At 26.6% G+C, this 17,397-nt stretch carries 15 protein-coding genes and 1 tRNA gene; 9 read left to right on the forward strand and 7 right to left on the reverse strand.

Annotated features, from left to right (window positions below; all coding sequences use genetic code 4):
• Positions 1 to 139: 139 nt before the first annotated feature.
• The 9 genes from EXC37_RS02235 to EXC37_RS02275 all read left to right on the forward strand — a co-directional run bounded on the left by EXC37_RS02235 (position 140) and on the right by EXC37_RS02275 (position 11,258).
• Positions 140 to 2,155, forward strand: a complete 2,016-nt coding sequence (locus EXC37_RS02235) for a GGDEF domain-containing protein (protein ID WP_029891821.1) — start codon at positions 140 to 142, stop codon at positions 2,153 to 2,155.
• Positions 2,127 to 2,582: a 50S ribosomal protein L9 gene (gene rplI, locus EXC37_RS02240; protein WP_006608741.1), complete on the forward strand. Its 456-nt coding sequence runs from the start codon at positions 2,127 to 2,129 to the stop codon at positions 2,580 to 2,582. Before EXC37_RS02235 ends, rplI begins: the two co-directional genes overlap by 29 nt.
• Entirely contained in the window at positions 2,572 to 4,032 is a 1,461-nt protein-coding gene (dnaB, locus tag EXC37_RS02245; RefSeq protein ID WP_029891822.1) for a replicative DNA helicase, read from the forward strand. The genes rplI and dnaB overlap by 11 nt, the downstream gene beginning before the upstream one ends.
• Before the next feature lie 2 nt (positions 4,033 to 4,034).
• Positions 4,035 to 5,339 (forward strand): CNNM domain-containing protein, encoded by a 1,305-nt coding sequence (locus EXC37_RS02250; protein ID WP_029891823.1) that lies wholly within the window; start codon positions 4,035 to 4,037, stop codon positions 5,337 to 5,339.
• 177 nt (positions 5,340 to 5,516) lie between these two features.
• Positions 5,517 to 5,717 (forward strand): hypothetical protein, encoded by a 201-nt coding sequence (locus EXC37_RS02255; protein WP_129693840.1) that lies wholly within the window; start codon positions 5,517 to 5,519, stop codon positions 5,715 to 5,717.
• Positions 5,718 to 5,840: 123 nt separating this feature from the next.
• Positions 5,841 to 5,914 (forward strand) — tRNA-Gly (locus EXC37_RS02260).
• 351 nt (positions 5,915 to 6,265) lie between these two features.
• Positions 6,266 to 7,879 (forward strand): CTP synthase, encoded by a 1,614-nt coding sequence (pyrG, locus tag EXC37_RS02265; RefSeq protein ID WP_029891824.1) that lies wholly within the window; start codon positions 6,266 to 6,268, stop codon positions 7,877 to 7,879.
• A gap of 11 nt (positions 7,880 to 7,890) precedes the next feature.
• Positions 7,891 to 10,572: an isoleucine--tRNA ligase gene (ileS, locus tag EXC37_RS02270; RefSeq protein WP_029891825.1), complete on the forward strand. Its 2,682-nt coding sequence runs from the start codon at positions 7,891 to 7,893 to the stop codon at positions 10,570 to 10,572.
• Between the two features lie 2 nt (positions 10,573 to 10,574).
• The gene (locus EXC37_RS02275) at positions 10,575 to 11,258 is read left to right on the forward strand and encodes a signal peptidase II (RefSeq protein WP_051660700.1); all 684 of its coding nucleotides are present in this window, start codon (positions 10,575 to 10,577) and stop codon (positions 11,256 to 11,258) included.
• 48 nt (positions 11,259 to 11,306) lie between these two features.
• Here EXC37_RS02275 and EXC37_RS02280 read toward each other — a convergent pair whose 3' ends face one another.
• From EXC37_RS02280 to EXC37_RS02310, 7 genes are all read right to left on the reverse strand, one after another.
• Entirely contained in the window at positions 11,307 to 12,545 is a 1,239-nt protein-coding gene (locus EXC37_RS02280) for a YitT family protein (RefSeq protein WP_029891827.1), read from the reverse strand.
• Between the two features lie 41 nt (positions 12,546 to 12,586).
• On the reverse strand, positions 12,587 to 13,321 hold the full coding sequence (locus tag EXC37_RS02285; protein ID WP_006608749.1) for a DNA-processing protein DprA: 735 nt from the start codon (positions 13,319 to 13,321) through the stop codon (positions 12,587 to 12,589).
• Positions 13,322 to 13,399: 78 nt separating this feature from the next.
• The gene (gene rpmA, locus EXC37_RS02290) at positions 13,400 to 13,660 is read right to left on the reverse strand and encodes a 50S ribosomal protein L27 (protein ID WP_006608750.1); all 261 of its coding nucleotides are present in this window, start codon (positions 13,658 to 13,660) and stop codon (positions 13,400 to 13,402) included.
• Between the two features lie 12 nt (positions 13,661 to 13,672).
• Positions 13,673 to 13,972, reverse strand: a complete 300-nt coding sequence (gene rplU / locus EXC37_RS02295; RefSeq protein WP_006608751.1) for a 50S ribosomal protein L21 — start codon at positions 13,970 to 13,972, stop codon at positions 13,673 to 13,675.
• Positions 13,973 to 14,428: 456 nt separating this feature from the next.
• Entirely contained in the window at positions 14,429 to 15,319 is an 891-nt protein-coding gene (locus EXC37_RS02300) for a nucleotide exchange factor GrpE (RefSeq protein WP_006608753.1), read from the reverse strand.
• A 3-nt stretch (positions 15,320 to 15,322) separates the two neighbouring features.
• Positions 15,323 to 16,348, reverse strand: a complete 1,026-nt coding sequence (gene hrcA, locus EXC37_RS02305) for a heat-inducible transcriptional repressor HrcA (protein WP_029891829.1) — start codon at positions 16,346 to 16,348, stop codon at positions 15,323 to 15,325.
• A gap of 55 nt (positions 16,349 to 16,403) precedes the next feature.
• Complete coding sequence (locus EXC37_RS02310; RefSeq protein ID WP_006608755.1) at positions 16,404 to 17,384, reverse strand: ECF transporter S component; 981 nt, start codon at positions 17,382 to 17,384, stop codon at positions 16,404 to 16,406.
• Between the last annotated feature and the right edge of the window lie 13 nt (positions 17,385 to 17,397).

Consider the following 17,397-nt stretch of genomic DNA (forward strand, 5'->3'; position numbering starts at 1 on the left):
ATTTCTTTTTTTATTTTCAATACTTGGAATTAATTTTTAACCTCTTATTTGGTAAACTAAATAAATAAGTATTAATATTAGTTATAATATAATTAAATTCATATTGTTCTAATAAATATGATAACGAGTGAAAGAAAAGATGAAAAAAAAGTTTAAACAATTTTTATATATGTTTAGTGCTACTATAGGAGCTGTTTTATTTATTTCTCTCCTTGTTTTTTATTTAATTAAAAATCAAAATTCAGAAAATACTGAAAATTTAAATATTCATTTAAGCACTTTTCTAATTGTTGGAATTATTTTAAGTTTTATTATTTTTATTTTGTTTAGTCTCTTGATTGTGAAAAGTTATTCAAGAAAACAAATAATTGCAAAAGAATCATTTAGTAGTTATATGGACGAAATAATCAATCATAACATGTTGGGAACAATCATTTTTGATATTGATGGAAAAATTCTTTGAACTAGTAAATTTATTAGGAAAAGATTTGGTAGAAAATGAATTGGTGATTCCGTTGAGAATTTCTTTCAAAATGTAAATATTAAATTGAGTGAAGTAAATAAAGAATTTGAATTTCAACATCAAACTTTTTACTACTCTGTAAACATGTGAAATTTGGAAAACTCTTTAAGTATTAAAGATATCACTCTAGAAAAAAGAGTTTTAGAAGTTTATGATCAAGACTCCTTAGTTTTAGGAGAAATTGAAATAGATAATTATCAACTTTACCAGTCAACTCTCTCAGAAGAACAAATTTATAATGTTAATAAAGAAGTGGTTAAAGTTTTAGATAATTTAGTAACAAAATATAACTTAGTTTATCGTCAGTATAACACAAATGGTAAGTTCTTAATAATTACAAACAAAAATTCTATAGAACAGATGAAAGAAGAAGAATTTCAATTTTTTAAAGAACTTCATGATATTCTAAAAAACAATGATAAAACTATTATGATCTCAGTTTCTGCTGGATTTGCAGTTGGAACAAGCAATATTTTAGAAAAAATGGAACAAGCAAAACAAGCTCTATTACAAGCACAAAATAGAGGTGGTGATCAAGTTGCAATTTTTTCAAATATTAACATGCCTCTTTACTATGGTTCTTCAAAAGAAATACTTCCTAGTGTTGATCGGACCAAAGTTAAAGCAATCACTTATTTAATTGACAAAAAAATGAAAAATAAAGAAATTAAAAAAGTTATTGTTTATGGGCATGCCAATGCTGATTTGGATGCAATAGGATCTGCTTTGGGTATTGTTGCTTTAGCTAAAGCGTACAAAAAAGAAGCTTACATTTGTACTTCAACACAAGATCAAACGACAATTAAAGCTATCGACCAATATTTTGATCACGATGACGAAATATTTATTAAACCAAGACAAGCGGACAATTTAACTGATGAATCAACTCTTGTATTTTTGGTAGATAATTCTCATCCAAATAGAACTGATAATCCAAATTTACTATTAAATGCTAAAGATACAAATGTTTTTGTTTTAGATCATCACCGTTTAGGTATGCCAATCGATTTCGCACCAAAACAGAATCGAATTATTGATCCTTCAGCATCATCTGCTTCTGAAATTGTTTCTGAAATTCTTATGTTTTCTTCTAAAAATGTCAACTTGGATACTAGAACAGCACAAATGCTTTTAAATGGAATTTACTTAGACACCTTACAATTTCAAAAGCATGTAACATCAAAAACATTTGAGGCCGCTTCTTGATTACAATCAAAAGGTGCGGATTCAGTTAAAAGTAGTGAAGCATTAAAAATAAATGCTGAAATTTATGAAAAAATTAATGAAGTTTTATCAACTTTACAAGAAGTTAAACCTGGTTTCTATTTAGCATACAAAGATATTCCATTATCAAATGATGTGATTTCAATTGCTGCTGAAGAAATTTTAAGAATCAGTGGAAGGAAAGCAAGTTTTGTAGTCGCCAAAACAGAAAAAGGTGATAAATACAAACTAAGCGCGAGAGGAATTGATACCAATGTGCAAATAATAGCTGAAATGGTTGGTGGTGGAGGACATTTTGGAACTGCTGCCGCCACAACATCAAAAGAAAGTTTAGAAGAATTTATCGATAATATAAAACAAGCAATAGTGAGTGTGAAACATGAAAGTAATATTAATAAAAGATTGTAAAGATGGAAAAGCAAATACAATTATTGAAGTAGCTAATGGTTATGGAAATAACTTTTTAATTGCAAAAGGTTTTGCCGTTCCTTATAACGAAACGACAAAAAAAGATTTAGAAAAAAGATTGCATAATTTAGTAGCAAACGAAATGCAATTAAGAGCACAGGCTTTAGAATTAAAAGAAAAACTTGAGAGTGAAGTACTTGAATATGTACTTGATGCAAAAATTGATGCTAATGGTAATTTAAATGTGCATAATGCAATTTCAACTAAAGATGTTATGAAAGATTTAGTTAAAAAAGGCTATAAATTAGATAAATATGCTGTACAAAAAGTTCATTTAGTTTCAAATGGAACACATGAAATCGATATACATATTTATAATGATATCGTTGCAAAATTAAAGGTGGTTATAACAATCAATGCCAGATAATAATGAAATAATTAGATCCGTAAATAACGAACTTATACATGATAAAAAGTTAGAACAAAAAGTTTTAGCTTTGGTTTTAAATAACCAAAAAATTTCTCATCAAATTATTCCATATTTAATGGAAGATGATTTTTATGTTTACGAACATAAAAATTTATTTGTTGTTTTAAAAACTTTATATGATGAAACTGCTTCTATTAATGATCAAAGTATTACTGAAAAAGCATGAGCTAAAGGTTTAAAAAATGTTAATCAATCTTTACTTAATGAAATTTATACCGCAAGTGCTTTTGAAGCTAATGTTCAATCATATTTAGACAACATTATAAGACTTTCAAAATTAAGACAAATTCAGAAAAAAACAGTAAACATTGTTAATAAATTTAATTCAAATACATCACAAAATATTTCAGATGATGAAATAATAAATGATCTACAAGAACTTTTAATTAATATTGATCGTAAATCAGTAAGCGAAAATTTTTTAACTAGTGAAAAAGTTAGTGATGAATATTATAGAAATTTACAAAAACGTAGAAATTCTAAAAATGAAATTAATGGCTTAGCGACAGGATACACATTATTTGACAATTTGAACCAAGGTTTGCAACCTACTGAATTAATTATTTTGGCTGCTCGTCCTGCAATGGGAAAAACTGCATTCGCCTTAAATATAGCATTAAATGTAGCAAAATATGCTCCAATAAAAGATGGAATTGATAATAACAAAAACGTTGCTTTCTTTAGTTTAGAAATGAGTCCTGAACAATTAATGGGCCGTATTTATGGTGCAACAACTAATATTCCCGCATCTAAATTAAAAGAAGCTAAATTTTTAACTGATCATGAAATTTTAAAAATTCAGAATTTAAAATTGCATCAAATTGATAAATTAAATTTATTTATAGATGATTCTGGAACCACAACTTTAAATACTTTAATTTGAAAATGTAGAAGATTACACAAAATAAAACCATTAGATTTAATCGTTATTGATTATCTACAATTAATCAATGTTGATAATAAATCACGGGGCGATAGTAGACAAAACGAAGTTGCAACAATTAGTAGAAGTTTAAAATTGTTAGCTAAGGAATTAAATATTCCAATCATTGCTCTTTCACAACTTTCAAGGGATGTTGAAAAAAGAGAAAACAAAAAACCAATGTTGGCTGATTTAAGAGAAAGTGGAGCCATCGAACAAGATGCTGACATCGTTATGTTTCTCTATAGAGAAAACTACTATAAAAAGGCAAAAAAAGTTGAAACTAATCCTAGCGAAATGTATAATAGTGAACCTACAATTGTTGATTTAATTGTTGCAAAAAATAGAAGTGGATCAAATGCAGAAATCAAATTACTTTTTGACATGCCAACAGGAAGATTTGAAAATATTGATTGAGATCAAATTAATAGATATAATAAAATATCAAGTGAGGAAAATAACTAATCATGGGGCTGATTGTTTTAATAATCTTTTTAGTTCTTTTAATAATTGGTAGTGGATTTTTTAGCGCTGGCGAAACAGCTTATACTTCACTAAATCCTGGAAAAGTAGAAACATTAATTGATAAAAAAAGTTTTGGCGCAAAATTAATAAAAAAACAATATAAATTTTTCAACCAAACCTTGGCTACCATTTTAATATGTAACAATATAGTTAACATTGCTTCATCATCCTTAATTTCTTACATTTTAAGCACAAAAATTCAGGGTATTTCGAACGATTATAATGTTTTAATTTCAACAGTTGTAATGACGCCTATTATTGTTCTTTTTGGTGAAATTATTCCAAAATTAGTAGCTAAAGCACATCCTATTTACTCTGCTCAATTTCTCTGCTATCCACTTTTATTCTTTTATTATTTATTTTGAATTTTTACATATCCAATAAGCAAAATTGGGAAAAAAATTTATATAACTAACACAGAGCAAGACGTTAAAAATTTAATTGATGTAGCACAAAATGAGGGCGTTTTAGAAACTAATGAAAGTATTATGGCGCAAAATGCTTTGGATTTAGATAGTACAAAAGTAAGAAAACATTATATTCGTTTAAAAGATGTTTCTTTTGTTAATGGTGATGATTCAATTAGTGTTGCGCAAGAAATTTTTCTTGACACAAATTATAGTCGTTTGCCGGTGAAAAACAAGGATGGAGAATTTATTGGAATTGTTCTATTAAAAGATATTTTTCACCTACAAAGAGGAAAAATTATTAGTTATCTGAAAACAATTCCTACAATTAGTGCCAATATTTCTCTAGCTCGTGCATTAGAAATTTTAAGAATGAACAAGGCGCAAATGGCTTTTGTGACAGAAAATAATAATTCTCGTGAAACATTAGGAATTATAACTATTGAAGATATTCTTGAAGAAATTGTTGGTGAAATTTACGATGAATATGATGAAGATGAATGAAAAGAAATTTCAGAAATTAGTTTGGAACTTTACCACGTTTTATCAAATGTTAAGATGAAAGACATTGTCAAACGTCTAGAAATTGAAATTAATATTTCAAAAAAAGAATTGGATATGCAACTAAAAAACTTTCTTGAACATCGTAGTGGTAAAAAAATGAGTAAAAGTCTTGAATATTCGGTAGATGACGTTACTTTTTCAGCCCTTAAACAAATTAACAAAAAAAACAATCTTTGAAGCATTGAGATTTCTCTTGGGAATCAAGCAGATGTAAAAAATGATTTAAATGAAACAATCATTATAAATCAAAGTGATCTTAACAATCAAAACGTCTAAAAAGCGTTTTTTTTGTTTTCATTTAAACTCAAAAAAGTTTATTTTTATATACTTTTTCATAAAAAAATTCATTTTTTGATTTGATAACTTAAAAAAGTAATATACTAAAATGTGTATTACAACAAACTTCTTCATTTTTGGTAATACATATTTAATTTATTAGACTAAGGAGACAAAATGAACTGTTCAAAAGATAAAGCATGTGCAAGTTCATGTTCAGCAGAAAAAACTTCATGCTGTGGTAAAGAAAAAGAAACTTGTTGCTCACAAAACAAAAGTTGCGGAGAAAAATCAAGTTGCTCACAAGCAAAACCTTCTTCATGCGAGAAAAAAGAAGAAAAATGCGCATGCACTAAATGCTCATGTGCTTCTTGCTAAAATTTAAATAACTTTGGCAAAGTGTAACTATTTTGTTACACTTTTTTTATTTGAAAATAAATAATATTTTTTATTTTGACTTTTATTTACAAGTGCTATAATAATCAAGCAAATTAATAACAAGGAAATGTAGTTCAATGGTAGAACTTCAGCCTTCCAAGCTGACTATGCGGGTTCGATTCCCGTCATTTCCTCCAAATGATTAACTTCACCAAAAATACTCATAAGGGTATTTTTTTTATTCTTCAGTATGCTTAATAAAATATAAAAATTACTCTTGCGCTGTCTTCTATCATTTCAGAAATTGAAGTAATTCTCATTTAAATTTCTAGTATATTTTTTGCATAATAGGTTCATTTACTTAATTATTTCTTGAACAAAATTAAATTAATTAAATGAAATAACTAAATATTAGTTAACCCATAAATAAATTAAGTAATAACTTTTAACTATTGCATTTTTCTTTTTTAATTTAATTTATAATTAAATACATTAAATTTATATATAAAATATTAAGTATTAGTATTAATAGCACACTAGGAGAAAAAATGACAAAATTTATTATTACCACAGGAGGCGTTCTTTCAGGTTTAGGTAAGGGTGTTACTTGTGCTTCAATTGGAAATTTATTAAAATCACAGGGTTTTAGTGTTTTTGCTCTTAAATTAGATCCCTACTTAAATATTGATCCAGGAGTAATGTCTCCAACTGAACATGGAGAAGTTTATGTAACTGCCGATGGTGGAGAAACTGATTTAGATCTTGGACACTATGAACGTTTTATTGACGTTAAATTAGATAAAGATAGTAACTTTACAAGTGGAAGAATTTTTACAAGAATTTTTGAAAAAGAAAGAAATGGCGACTATGGTGGCAAAACAGTGCAAATTGTTCCACACGTAGTTGATGAAATTATTAACATTGTAAAAAATTTAGCGGATAAGAAAAAACCTGATTTTATGTTGATTGAAATTGGTGGAACTGTGGGAGATATTGAATCAAATCCTTACATTTATGCCATGAGTAAATTTAATACTTTATACCCACAACAAGTGCTCTTTACGCATTTAGCTTTTGTTCCCTTTTTATCAGCTTCTAAAGAATATAAATCTAAACCAAGTCAAGTTTCAATTGCTTCTTTAAGATCTTTTGGTATTAACCCTAATTTACTTTTATTAAGAAGTCAAGGAGAAGTTGATCGCAATATTATTAAAAAAGTAGCTGAAGCTTCATTTTTAAATCCTAAGCATGTTATTAGTGTGCCTGATAAATCAACTATTTATGAAATTCCAATTTACTTATTAAAGCAAGGAATTTTGGAAATTATTTTTAATCATTTCAATATTCAAAAAGACATTAACTATGATGCTCTAGCCCCTTGAATTAACTTTGTTAATAAGTATTCAACTAAGAAAAAACATCAAATTAACTTATTGCTTGTTGGAAAATATATGGGACTTGAAGATGCTTATTTATCAATTATTGAATCTTTGAAAATTACTTCAGCACATTTAGATGTAGAAATTAATCACAAATTAATTAATTCTGAACTAATTAATAAAGATAACATCGATGAAATTGTTGATAAATACGATGGAGTAATAATTTTGCCAGGATTTGGTAAAAGAGGCTTCGAATCTAAAGTTCTTGTTGCCAACTATACAAGAAACAAAATCGTGCCAACGTTAGGAATTTGCTTAGGTTTTCAAGCTATGGTAGTTAATCAAGCTAGAGAATTAGGGTATACAAATGCAACTAGCAAAGAATTTGCATCATCACTAAAAGAAGAAACATATGTTTTAACTCCATTTTATGAAAACGGTGATAAATCACCTATTGGTGGAACTTTAAGGCTTGGAGAAGATAAAGTTATTGCTTTAGACAACACTCTTGCACAAAAAATTTATGGAAAAGATGTATTTGAACAAAGACACCGTCATAGATTTGAAGTTGCCCCAGAATTTAGACAAAGTTTACAAACCGAGAATTTTATTTTTAGTGGTATAAAACCTGGAGAATCAGTTGCTGAAATTTGCGAATTAAAAAATCATCCATTTTATTTAGGAGTTCAATACCATCCTGAATTTTCAACTAGAGTTTTAAAATCTAATCCTCTTTTTGATAGTTTTATTCAAAGCGTTATTGATTATAAAAAACATTAATAAGGAGAAAAATGTCAGAAAAGAACTATAAAGATACTTTAAACATGCCTAAAACAGATTTTGACATGAGAGCCAATTTAACTGTTAAAGAACCACAATTTAGGCAAATGTGAAAAGAAAAGCAAATTTACAAAAAAGTTTTAGAACAAAATAAAAATAATCCTTCTTTTATTCTTCATGATGGCCCACCATATGCTAATGGTAATTTACATATTGGTCATGCAATGAACAAAATTTTAAAAGACATTATTGTGCGTTATAAATCAATGTCTGGTTTTTACTCACCTTTTGTACCTGGATGAGATACACATGGTATGCCAATTGAACACAAAATGTTGGAACAAGCACAATTGAATTTCAAAAATCTTGATCCTCTTGAATTAAGACAAAAAGCAGCAAAATATGCACTTGAGCAAATCGAAATTCAAAAAGCACAATTTAAAGAAATGCAAATGCTTACCGATTTTGAAAAATACTACATCACATTAGACAAAAAATTTGTAGCTAAACAACTTAAATTATTCAAAAAAATGGTTTTTAGTGGTTTAGTTTATAAAGGCCTTAAACCTGTTTATTGGTCACCTTCTTCTCAATCAGCCTTAGCAGAAGCTGAAGTTGTTTATAAAGATGTTGTTTCTCCTTCAATTTATGTTGCCTTCAAAATCGTTAATAATAATCAATCTAAAAAAATTAATAATGGTGACTATTTAGTTATTTGAACAACCACACCATGAACTTTAATTGCCAATGCCGGAATTGCTGTTGGAGAAAAAATTGAATATGCCAAAATAAAATATCAAAACAATTATTTTATTGTTGCTGCTGATTTAGTAGAAAAAGTTGCAAAAGAATTCGAATGAACTAATTACGAAATTGAATCTACCTTTAAATCAGATGAATTGGTAAACATGCAATATTTAAGTATTGTAAATCAAAATTTAGCACCCGTTGTTTATGGTCATCATGTTTCTTTAGAATCAGGATCTGGTTTAGTGCATATTGCTCCTCTTTTTGGTGAAGATGACTTCCAAATTGGAATAAAAAATTCTCTTAATTCAATTATGCACATTGAAAATGATGGAACTATTAATGAATTAGGTGGAAAATATGAAAAAATGTTCTACCAAAAAGCTAATAATTTAATTATTGAAGATTTAATTCTTAATAAAGCTCTGTTAAAAAATTCAACAATTTCTCACTCATATCCCCATGATTGAAGAACTCATAAACCTATTTTATTCCGTGGAACACCACAATGGTTTGTTTCAATTGACAAAATTAAACGCGAAATCTTAACACAATTGGAAAAAGTTCAAACTTATCCAGAATGAGCTAAAAAAAGATTGACAAATATGATTTCAGAAAGATATGATTGAACAATTTCTCGTCAAAGAACTTGAGGTGTACCAATTATAGTTTTCTATGATGAAAATCAAAAACCGGTTTTAAGAGAAGATATTTTTGACTATGTAATTAAATTAATTGAAGATAATGGTGCTGATATTTGATGATCAAAATCAACAGATGAACTTTTACCAGAAGAATATAGAAATAAAGGTTATACAAGAGAAATGGACATCATGGATGTTTGATTTGATTCAGGATCTACTTCATTTGCAGTTGAAATAGATCCAAGTATTTCTGCTCCATATGATCTTTATCTAGAAGGAAGCGATCAATATCGTGGATGATTCAACTCATCATTAATTAATTCTGTTGCTTATGCGGGTGTAACTCCATATAAAAATCTTGTCAGCCATGGTTTTGTTCTAGATGCTAAAGGTGAAAAAATGTCAAAATCTAAAGGCAATGTTGTTGATCCTTTAAAAATTATTAAAAAATCAGGAGCTGATATTTTAAGACTTTGAGTAGCTAATAGTGAATATACCAATGACGTGACAATTAGTGATAATATCATTAATCAAAATAGTGAAATTTACAGAAAAATTAGAAATACAATAAAATTTCTTCTCGGAAATTTAAATGGCTTTAAATATGATTCTTCTTTAGAAAGAAAAGGTGTTCATGCCTTTATTAAAGAAGAATTAGAAAAATTCAAAACTGAAATTATTACGGCTTATAATGAATATAAATTTATCAATGTTGTAAAACTATTAAATAATTATGTAGTGAATTTATCAAGTTTTTATTTGAATATAACCAAAGATATTCTCTATGTTGAAGAACTTAATTCACAAGAACGTTTAATGACTTTAACTAATTTTTATGAAATTGCAGATTTTATCATTAAAACTATTGCACCAATTCTTCCAACTACTGCTGAAGATGCATATATGTACTTCAACAAAGAAGACAAAAAAGAATCTGTTCATTTAGAAACTTTTTACATTTCTAATGAGGTAAATGAAAAATTAATTCAACAGTGAGAAGACTTCTTTAAGTTAAGAAATGAAATCAACATTAAATTAGAACAAGCTGTGCAAAATGGATTAATTAAGAGAACTAATGAAGCAAAAGTCGTTATTAATACTAATAATGAATTTATCAAATCATTAAATTTAAAACAACTTTTGATGGTAGGAATTATTGAATTTGGTTCAAATACTGAAATACTAACATTTGAGTCAGAAAAATGCCAAAGATGTTGAAATCATTTTCTTCCTTCACAAATTAAAGATGAATTATGTCCATTGTGTTATGGTATTATTAGTAAAATTAACAAAGAAGTTTAATTATGGAACAAAAAAACGAAACTAAATTGACCATTTTTCAAAAGCTAAAAGATAAGTTAGATAAAAAACTTAAAGAAGCAAAAAAAGATCCATATAAATTGGTACTAAAATATGTTATCTTTTTTGCAATTATTACTACTTTAATATTAATTGATCAATTAACAAAAACATTTATATTTAAATGAAATTCATCACGCACTGGTGGAGCTTGAGAATCAGGTGATCGAACAGATATTACGAATTTAGTAATAATTGGTTTTAGATCTGTAGGACATAGAGGTGTTACAGTTTTACCGTGAAAAGATAATTTAGCAGTTATTACAATAGTTCAAACATTTAGTATATTAATTGGATTAGGTTTATTATTTGTACCATTTTTTGCCACTAAAAAAACAGTTATTGTTTTTTCTGCATTTATCTTTGCAGGCAATTTTGGAAATATGTTAGATCGTTTCCTTTTTGAAGGTGGAATGGTCAAAGATATCTTGTTTGTGCCTTTTTTAGAAAAATGATTAAATAAATCATTAGGAACATTTAATTTTGCTGATGTTTTCATTTTATTTGGTGCAATTTCAATTTCAATCTATTTTATAGTATATGAAGTTTTCTTTAAAAATAGTAAACTTAGAGAAAAGAAAAAAGAAAAAAAGAAAGATAATAAAGAAAAAGTCGAAAATGAAAATTAACACACTTTATGGTGTGTTTTTTTAACAAAAAAAGAGACAATTGTCTCTTTAATCAACAAATTTGGTACTAAATCTTCCAACAATTGACATAACCGGTTTAATTTTTACTCATAAATTTGAATCAATTGCTTTTAAGTCACGCATTATCGGTTTACTTTCAAGTAAAAGCAATGTTGTTTCAATTCTATAAACATTATTTCCAGTATATCCACTTTTGGCTGTATAAATTGTATAAGCATGTCAGTAATTTATTGTTTTAAAGTAAGCTAAAACTTTTGAAGGATCATTTGTAAAAATTTCCATACTTACTTTTTTGTATTTTGGATAAATAATTCCAACCAAAGTATTAACAATAAAGATATAAAGAAGAGTTGAAATTTCACGCATTCCAAATATTACACGACTATTTGATAGTACATATTCTTGTGAATATCCGCCTTTGCCATCATCCACCAATTTTATAGTAAATGAGTGTGAATGTGGTTCAACTAAACCAAAAATCAACAAGAATGTCAAAGTCGTTGTAAATGAAACAATCATTAAAATTGAAGAAATGCTTTTCTTTTTCTTAGTTGAAAAAAAGTAAGCCACTATATCTGTTCCACCAGTTGATCCTCCGTTTTTTCATGCCACTGCAATGGCAACTCCTAAAAATAAAGAACCAATAATTCCATTAATAAAAATTGGTCATGTATTCGGATTATCAACTATTAATCCAGGTTTCAATTCAATTCTTGAAGATCAACCAGGTGCCACATCGAAGGCTGTCTTAATAAATTTTTCAACAGGTTCTAAAGTGAAAACAAAGTTTGTCACTATTTGAAATAACATAAAAGATAATGTTAGCAAAACAAAACTTCGTTTAATTCTAAATCCAAATAAAAGAAGTAGTGGTATGTTAGCTCCCAAATACATTAAAGCAAAATATTTTTTAATTTCAGGATTATCCTTCAAAAGAGTAACTATTAATGTTGGAATACCCGAAACTCCACTTGGTATTGTATCAGCTTTAGATAAAAATGCTAGAACACCAAAATTGAATAATAGTGCAGACAAAAACATAAAAAACAATCTACGAATTGTTAAAATTCTATTTTGTTTGCGAACTTTTTTGTCTTTATTATTGATACTTCGATATTGATATTGTGCCATTTTAGTTTGGTTAAGATCAACTATTTGTTCACCTATAATTTCATTTTTTTTAACTAATTCGCATTTTTTTGATTTTTTGTTAATTGAACAACAAATTTTGTTAAGTGAATTTCCAAATCTATCTATAAGTTTCATAGTGAAAATTATATTATTAAGTTATTTTTTTAGTAATAAATTTAGTAATATAAAACATCACCAACATGAGTAATTAAATTAGCACCATTTTTAATTAGATAATTATTTCCATCATCATAATTTAACCCTGGATAACAATAGACTTCTTTTCCCATGTCTGTAAAACAAGAGGCTAAATTAATTATTCCAGATTTTTCTTTTGAACTATAAATAATTAAAAATTTGGCTAACCAACTTATTAAAATATTTCTTTCTTTGAATCTTGTCTTTTCAGGATGACTTTCAGGAGGATAAATTGATAAATAAAGTTCATTAGGATAAATTTTTTCATCTTTGTTATAAAGTAAACCGTGAGGTAATAAATGAATAATTTTTCCATTAGCTTTTCTTCATTTTTCAATTATTTGTTTATCTAAATTTTTAAAATTCGTGGTTATTAAAACATATTTTTTAACTAAGTCTTTTATGGATAAATTTATATTTGTCAGCACTTGAATATTTTCTAAATCACCTGTTAAACAGATTTTTTGGGATTTTAGAAGTTCAATATTTCCTTGATAAAAAATGAGTAAAGGAGATGTTGGAAATTCTTTAAGTTCTGATGGAAAATTTTCATCAAAAACAGTCAAATAAGAAATTCCTTTAATTTCTATATCTAATATTTTTTCATTAAGTTGCATCATGTTGTCAATTTTTTCTTTATCAATAATTGCTTTATGAATTTTTCTTGCATCTCCGTTATATTTATAAGTTAAATAAAGTAAAATGTTTTTCATACTTTAATAATTGAAAATTCTCTTTTATGTCTAAAAAAAAGAAAAAAAGAAAAAAAGTCAACAAAGTTGACTTTTTAATTAGTTTTGTTTTTCTGAATATACAGAGGCATATGTACGATTTCTACGTTTTTCGAATTTTACATATCCTTCAATTAAAGCATATAAAGTGTCATCTTTTCCAATACCAACATTGTTACCTGGGAAAATTTTAGTTCCTCTTTGACGGAATATAATTGATCCCGCTGTACAAAATTGACCATCACCTAATTTAATACCTAATCTTTGGCCACGACTATCACGGCCGTTTCTAGTAGACCCACCGGCTTTTGTTTTTGCCATGTTTTATACTTCCTATCCTAAGATTTGTTTAATTTCTACACGTGTATAAGGTTGACGGTGTCCCAATTTTCTCTTGTGTGTTGATTTTGCATTGTGACGGTAAACAACAATTTTTTTTGCTTTACCTTGTTTTTGAATAACACCTACTACTTTTGCTTTTTCAAGATATGGTTGACCAATTTTATCATTTACTAATAAAACTTTGTCGAAAGTAACGTTGTCACCTTCTTGACCTTCAATTTTTTCAATAAAAATTGTTTGGCCTTCTTTAACTAAAAGTTGTTTGCCTCCAGTTTGGATAATAGCGAACATGCTAAAACCTCCTGTTTTGTGGCTCATCTTTAAGGTGATAACTTTAAGTTATACTTAAACCTTTTTAGAATGGTTACAAAAAGTAACATTGCTATTATAATACATTCGCTATTTTTTTATATTAATAATATTTATATTTTAGTATGCTAAATAAATCATTTTTGGTTCTTTTGGAATAGATGAATTATTGTCTCATTTTAATGAATAATCCTTACTTTTAATTTCACCTTGTTTTGATCCAAACATTTTAACAATATTTGCTATTGAAGAAATTCCACTAAAAACTACTGGTGCAACAGTAAGAAGAGTTCCTAAAAAAGATCCTCCATAAGTATTTAATTCTTCCTCTTTGGTTAAGGGTGTTAAATTATATTTATCTATGATTTTTGCCTCCTTTCATATGAATAATTACTTTTTTAGCTAGAAGTCAAAAAAATAAAAAAACTAAACATTTGTTTATTGCTTAGTTTTCATTTTTTTATTTTTCTTATTTTCTTTTGTCTTAGCTTTTTCATCACTATATTTTGAAGCTACAACTAAAGCTGGTTTAATAACTCTATCATAAAGTTTAAAACCATTTTGATTGACTTTTAAAATTGTATTAGGCTTTAAATCATCATTTACAACTTGTTCAATAATTTTAGATGTTTCGGGATCAAATTCAGTATTTAAAGATGGTTGAAATTCAGTAATCCCATGATTGTTCAAAGAATTTTCTAACATTCCCAGAACCATTTTAAATCCCATTAAATAATTTTTAACTTCTTGACTACTACTATTTTCACCCGCATTTATAGCCATTTTTAAAGTTCCATAAGGATTTGTGAAATCCTCAACAAATTTTTGTAATGAATATTTTTTTATATTATCTAATTCTTCTTTTGGTAAAGTTAATCGCTCAACAACTTGTGCTTCTTTAGCTTTTTTAACATCATTTAAAGCTAATTTTAACTGTTCTTCAACATGTTGTAATTCTTTTGTTTTATTTTGAAAATTTAAATCTTTTATTGCAATATCATTTTTTGCTTTTTTAAGTTCAGCACTTAATTGTATAAATTCTGCTGTTTTATAGTCTAAAAGTGAAATGACAAATTTTATTTTTTTACCCTTTAATTCTTCTATTAAAACATCCTTAGAAAATTGATATTCTAATTCTATATTTTCTTTTAAGGGCTTATTTATAAGTAAAAAAGGAATAATTTCTGTTTCATCTTTTTGGTCAGTTATAGTAAAAAGATAATTATTTTGTTTTAAACTATCTATTTCATTATTATTTTCATCAAAAGCAGTTAAATTAATTTTGACTAAATCATCTTTTTTAAAGCTAAATAAATTTAAATGATTCATATTTTATTTCTCCTTTTTATTTTCGTTTTTGTTATTTATTAAATCCTCTAGCATTTGAATTGCTGCTAAGGATTGATTATAATTCATTCTATTAGTACCTACAACTGCAATTTCTTTGATTTTATTGTCATAAGAAATTTTTTTGCTTATGAACGCACTATTATCTTCACGAATTGAAATTTTAATATTTGTATCATCTTCATTGAATTCAGATTCGATTGTTTCTCAAATAGATTTGTTTTCGATTAATTCCAAAATTTTGATCAAATCAGGACGTTTAATATCACTTGCTAAAATGATTTGGTCTTTTCCATAAACTTTGTTTTGATTAACCACTTCAAAATTAAAAACATTTTGAACAAAATTTTGTAACAATGTTTCATAGTTTTTAATTCCTGCAGCTAAAAAAGGAATTAAATTTTTTGCTGTGTTTCCCAATTCAACAATTGGCGTGTCAATTAATCTTTCTTTAAAAATTCTAATCGCAACTTTTAGATCATTCAAATTAATTAAAGACGGATCTACTTCAATTTTTTTAGAAACAACTTCACCACTAGAAACAACTAAAACAATAGTTGCTTCATATTCAGTTAGGGGAACTAATTGAATAGATTTCAAAGTATCTTCTTCATTAGTTTTTGAAGTTACTAAAGTAATTCCCATCATTTCACTTACTCTTTTAGCAGCTTCATCTAAAATTACGTCAATGTTAGCTCTTCTCTTTGCAAAAAGATCTTTTAATTTTTCTTTTAAAAAATCTTCGTTATATTCTACTAAATATTTAGCATAGTATGCATAACCTTTATTAGAAGGAATTCTTCCACTTGAAACATGATTTTTAATCAAATAACCTTTTTCTTCTAAATCACTCATTACATATCTAACTTTTGCAGAAGACATTTTTAGGTTATATTTTTTTACTAACATTTCAGAGCCCACAGCTTCACCAAGTTCAACATAAGTGTCAATGATATACTTTAAAATTAATTTACGATCTTCTTTAAGATCTTTAATATCAAAATTTGTCATGTTCTAATTATAATAAAAAATTAGCAATCTAGGTAATTAGAGTGCTAATTTTTTATTAAATGTATCTATGTTTTTTTGATGAATGTTTTGTTAAGTATTGTTTTTTCAAAATGTTAATTACATTGTATATTGGTGTTAACACAATAATATAAAGCGGAATAGAAACAATTGATTTGATAACCATTGGAATTGCTGTTACTGCAAAATCACTACCGTATGTTTTTAGTCTGAAATTTTTTCTATTAGTATAAAAAATATTGTAGTAATTAATTCAAGCAACTGGTCCCATAATTCATCTAAAGATCATGACAACAACTGAAACTATTGTAAAAATAAATAAATAATTAACGTATTTCTGATCTCTTTTAATTAAATACAATGTTAGTAAAATAACAAAAACTATTGCTCCAAAAATAAAATAGAATGTTAAAGCAGATATAACAAATGTTTTGCTCAACGTTAAATCTCTTGAAATTTTAATAGAGCCATCTTCTGGTTTTAATTTTTGTAGATAAACTGCAACTATAATAAAAAAAGTGGCTAAAAAAATTAAATATGAAAATGTTCATCTTAGAATATCTAATAAATTTTTAAATTTACTTTTTTCATCTTTTTTATAAGTAAATAAATATGAAAAAATTGCAGAAAATAATGAAATTAACGGTGGAATTATTGCATAAAGTCAAAATCAAGTTGCAAAAGAACCCGTAATTGCTAACACAAGACTATCACCTAAAATTGATAAAAGAGGGCCTTTTCAAAATCCAAAAATTACTCCGTAAAAAATATAAAAAATAAATTCAATTTCAATTGGGAAAATTTTTAAAAATGTATACTTAGCAATTCACATTGTTATTATCTGAAGGGCAAGAAAAATTCCCATAATTGCCACATCAAAAACTGTAATTCTTTGCGATCTCCTTACCATTGCAAGAATTTGAAAAAACGATTTTTTCGAATCTCTAGATTCACTTTCTTGATCATCAGTTTTATTAATTGTTGATGATGCTTTTTTATTGCTGTATTTGTTTTTCATAGCGCCTTATTAT

Source organism: Mycoplasmopsis columbina (assembly GCF_900660685.1).
GTDB classification, from domain to species: Bacteria; Bacillota_I; Bacilli_A; order Mycoplasmatales; family Metamycoplasmataceae; genus Mycoplasmopsis; species Mycoplasmopsis columbina.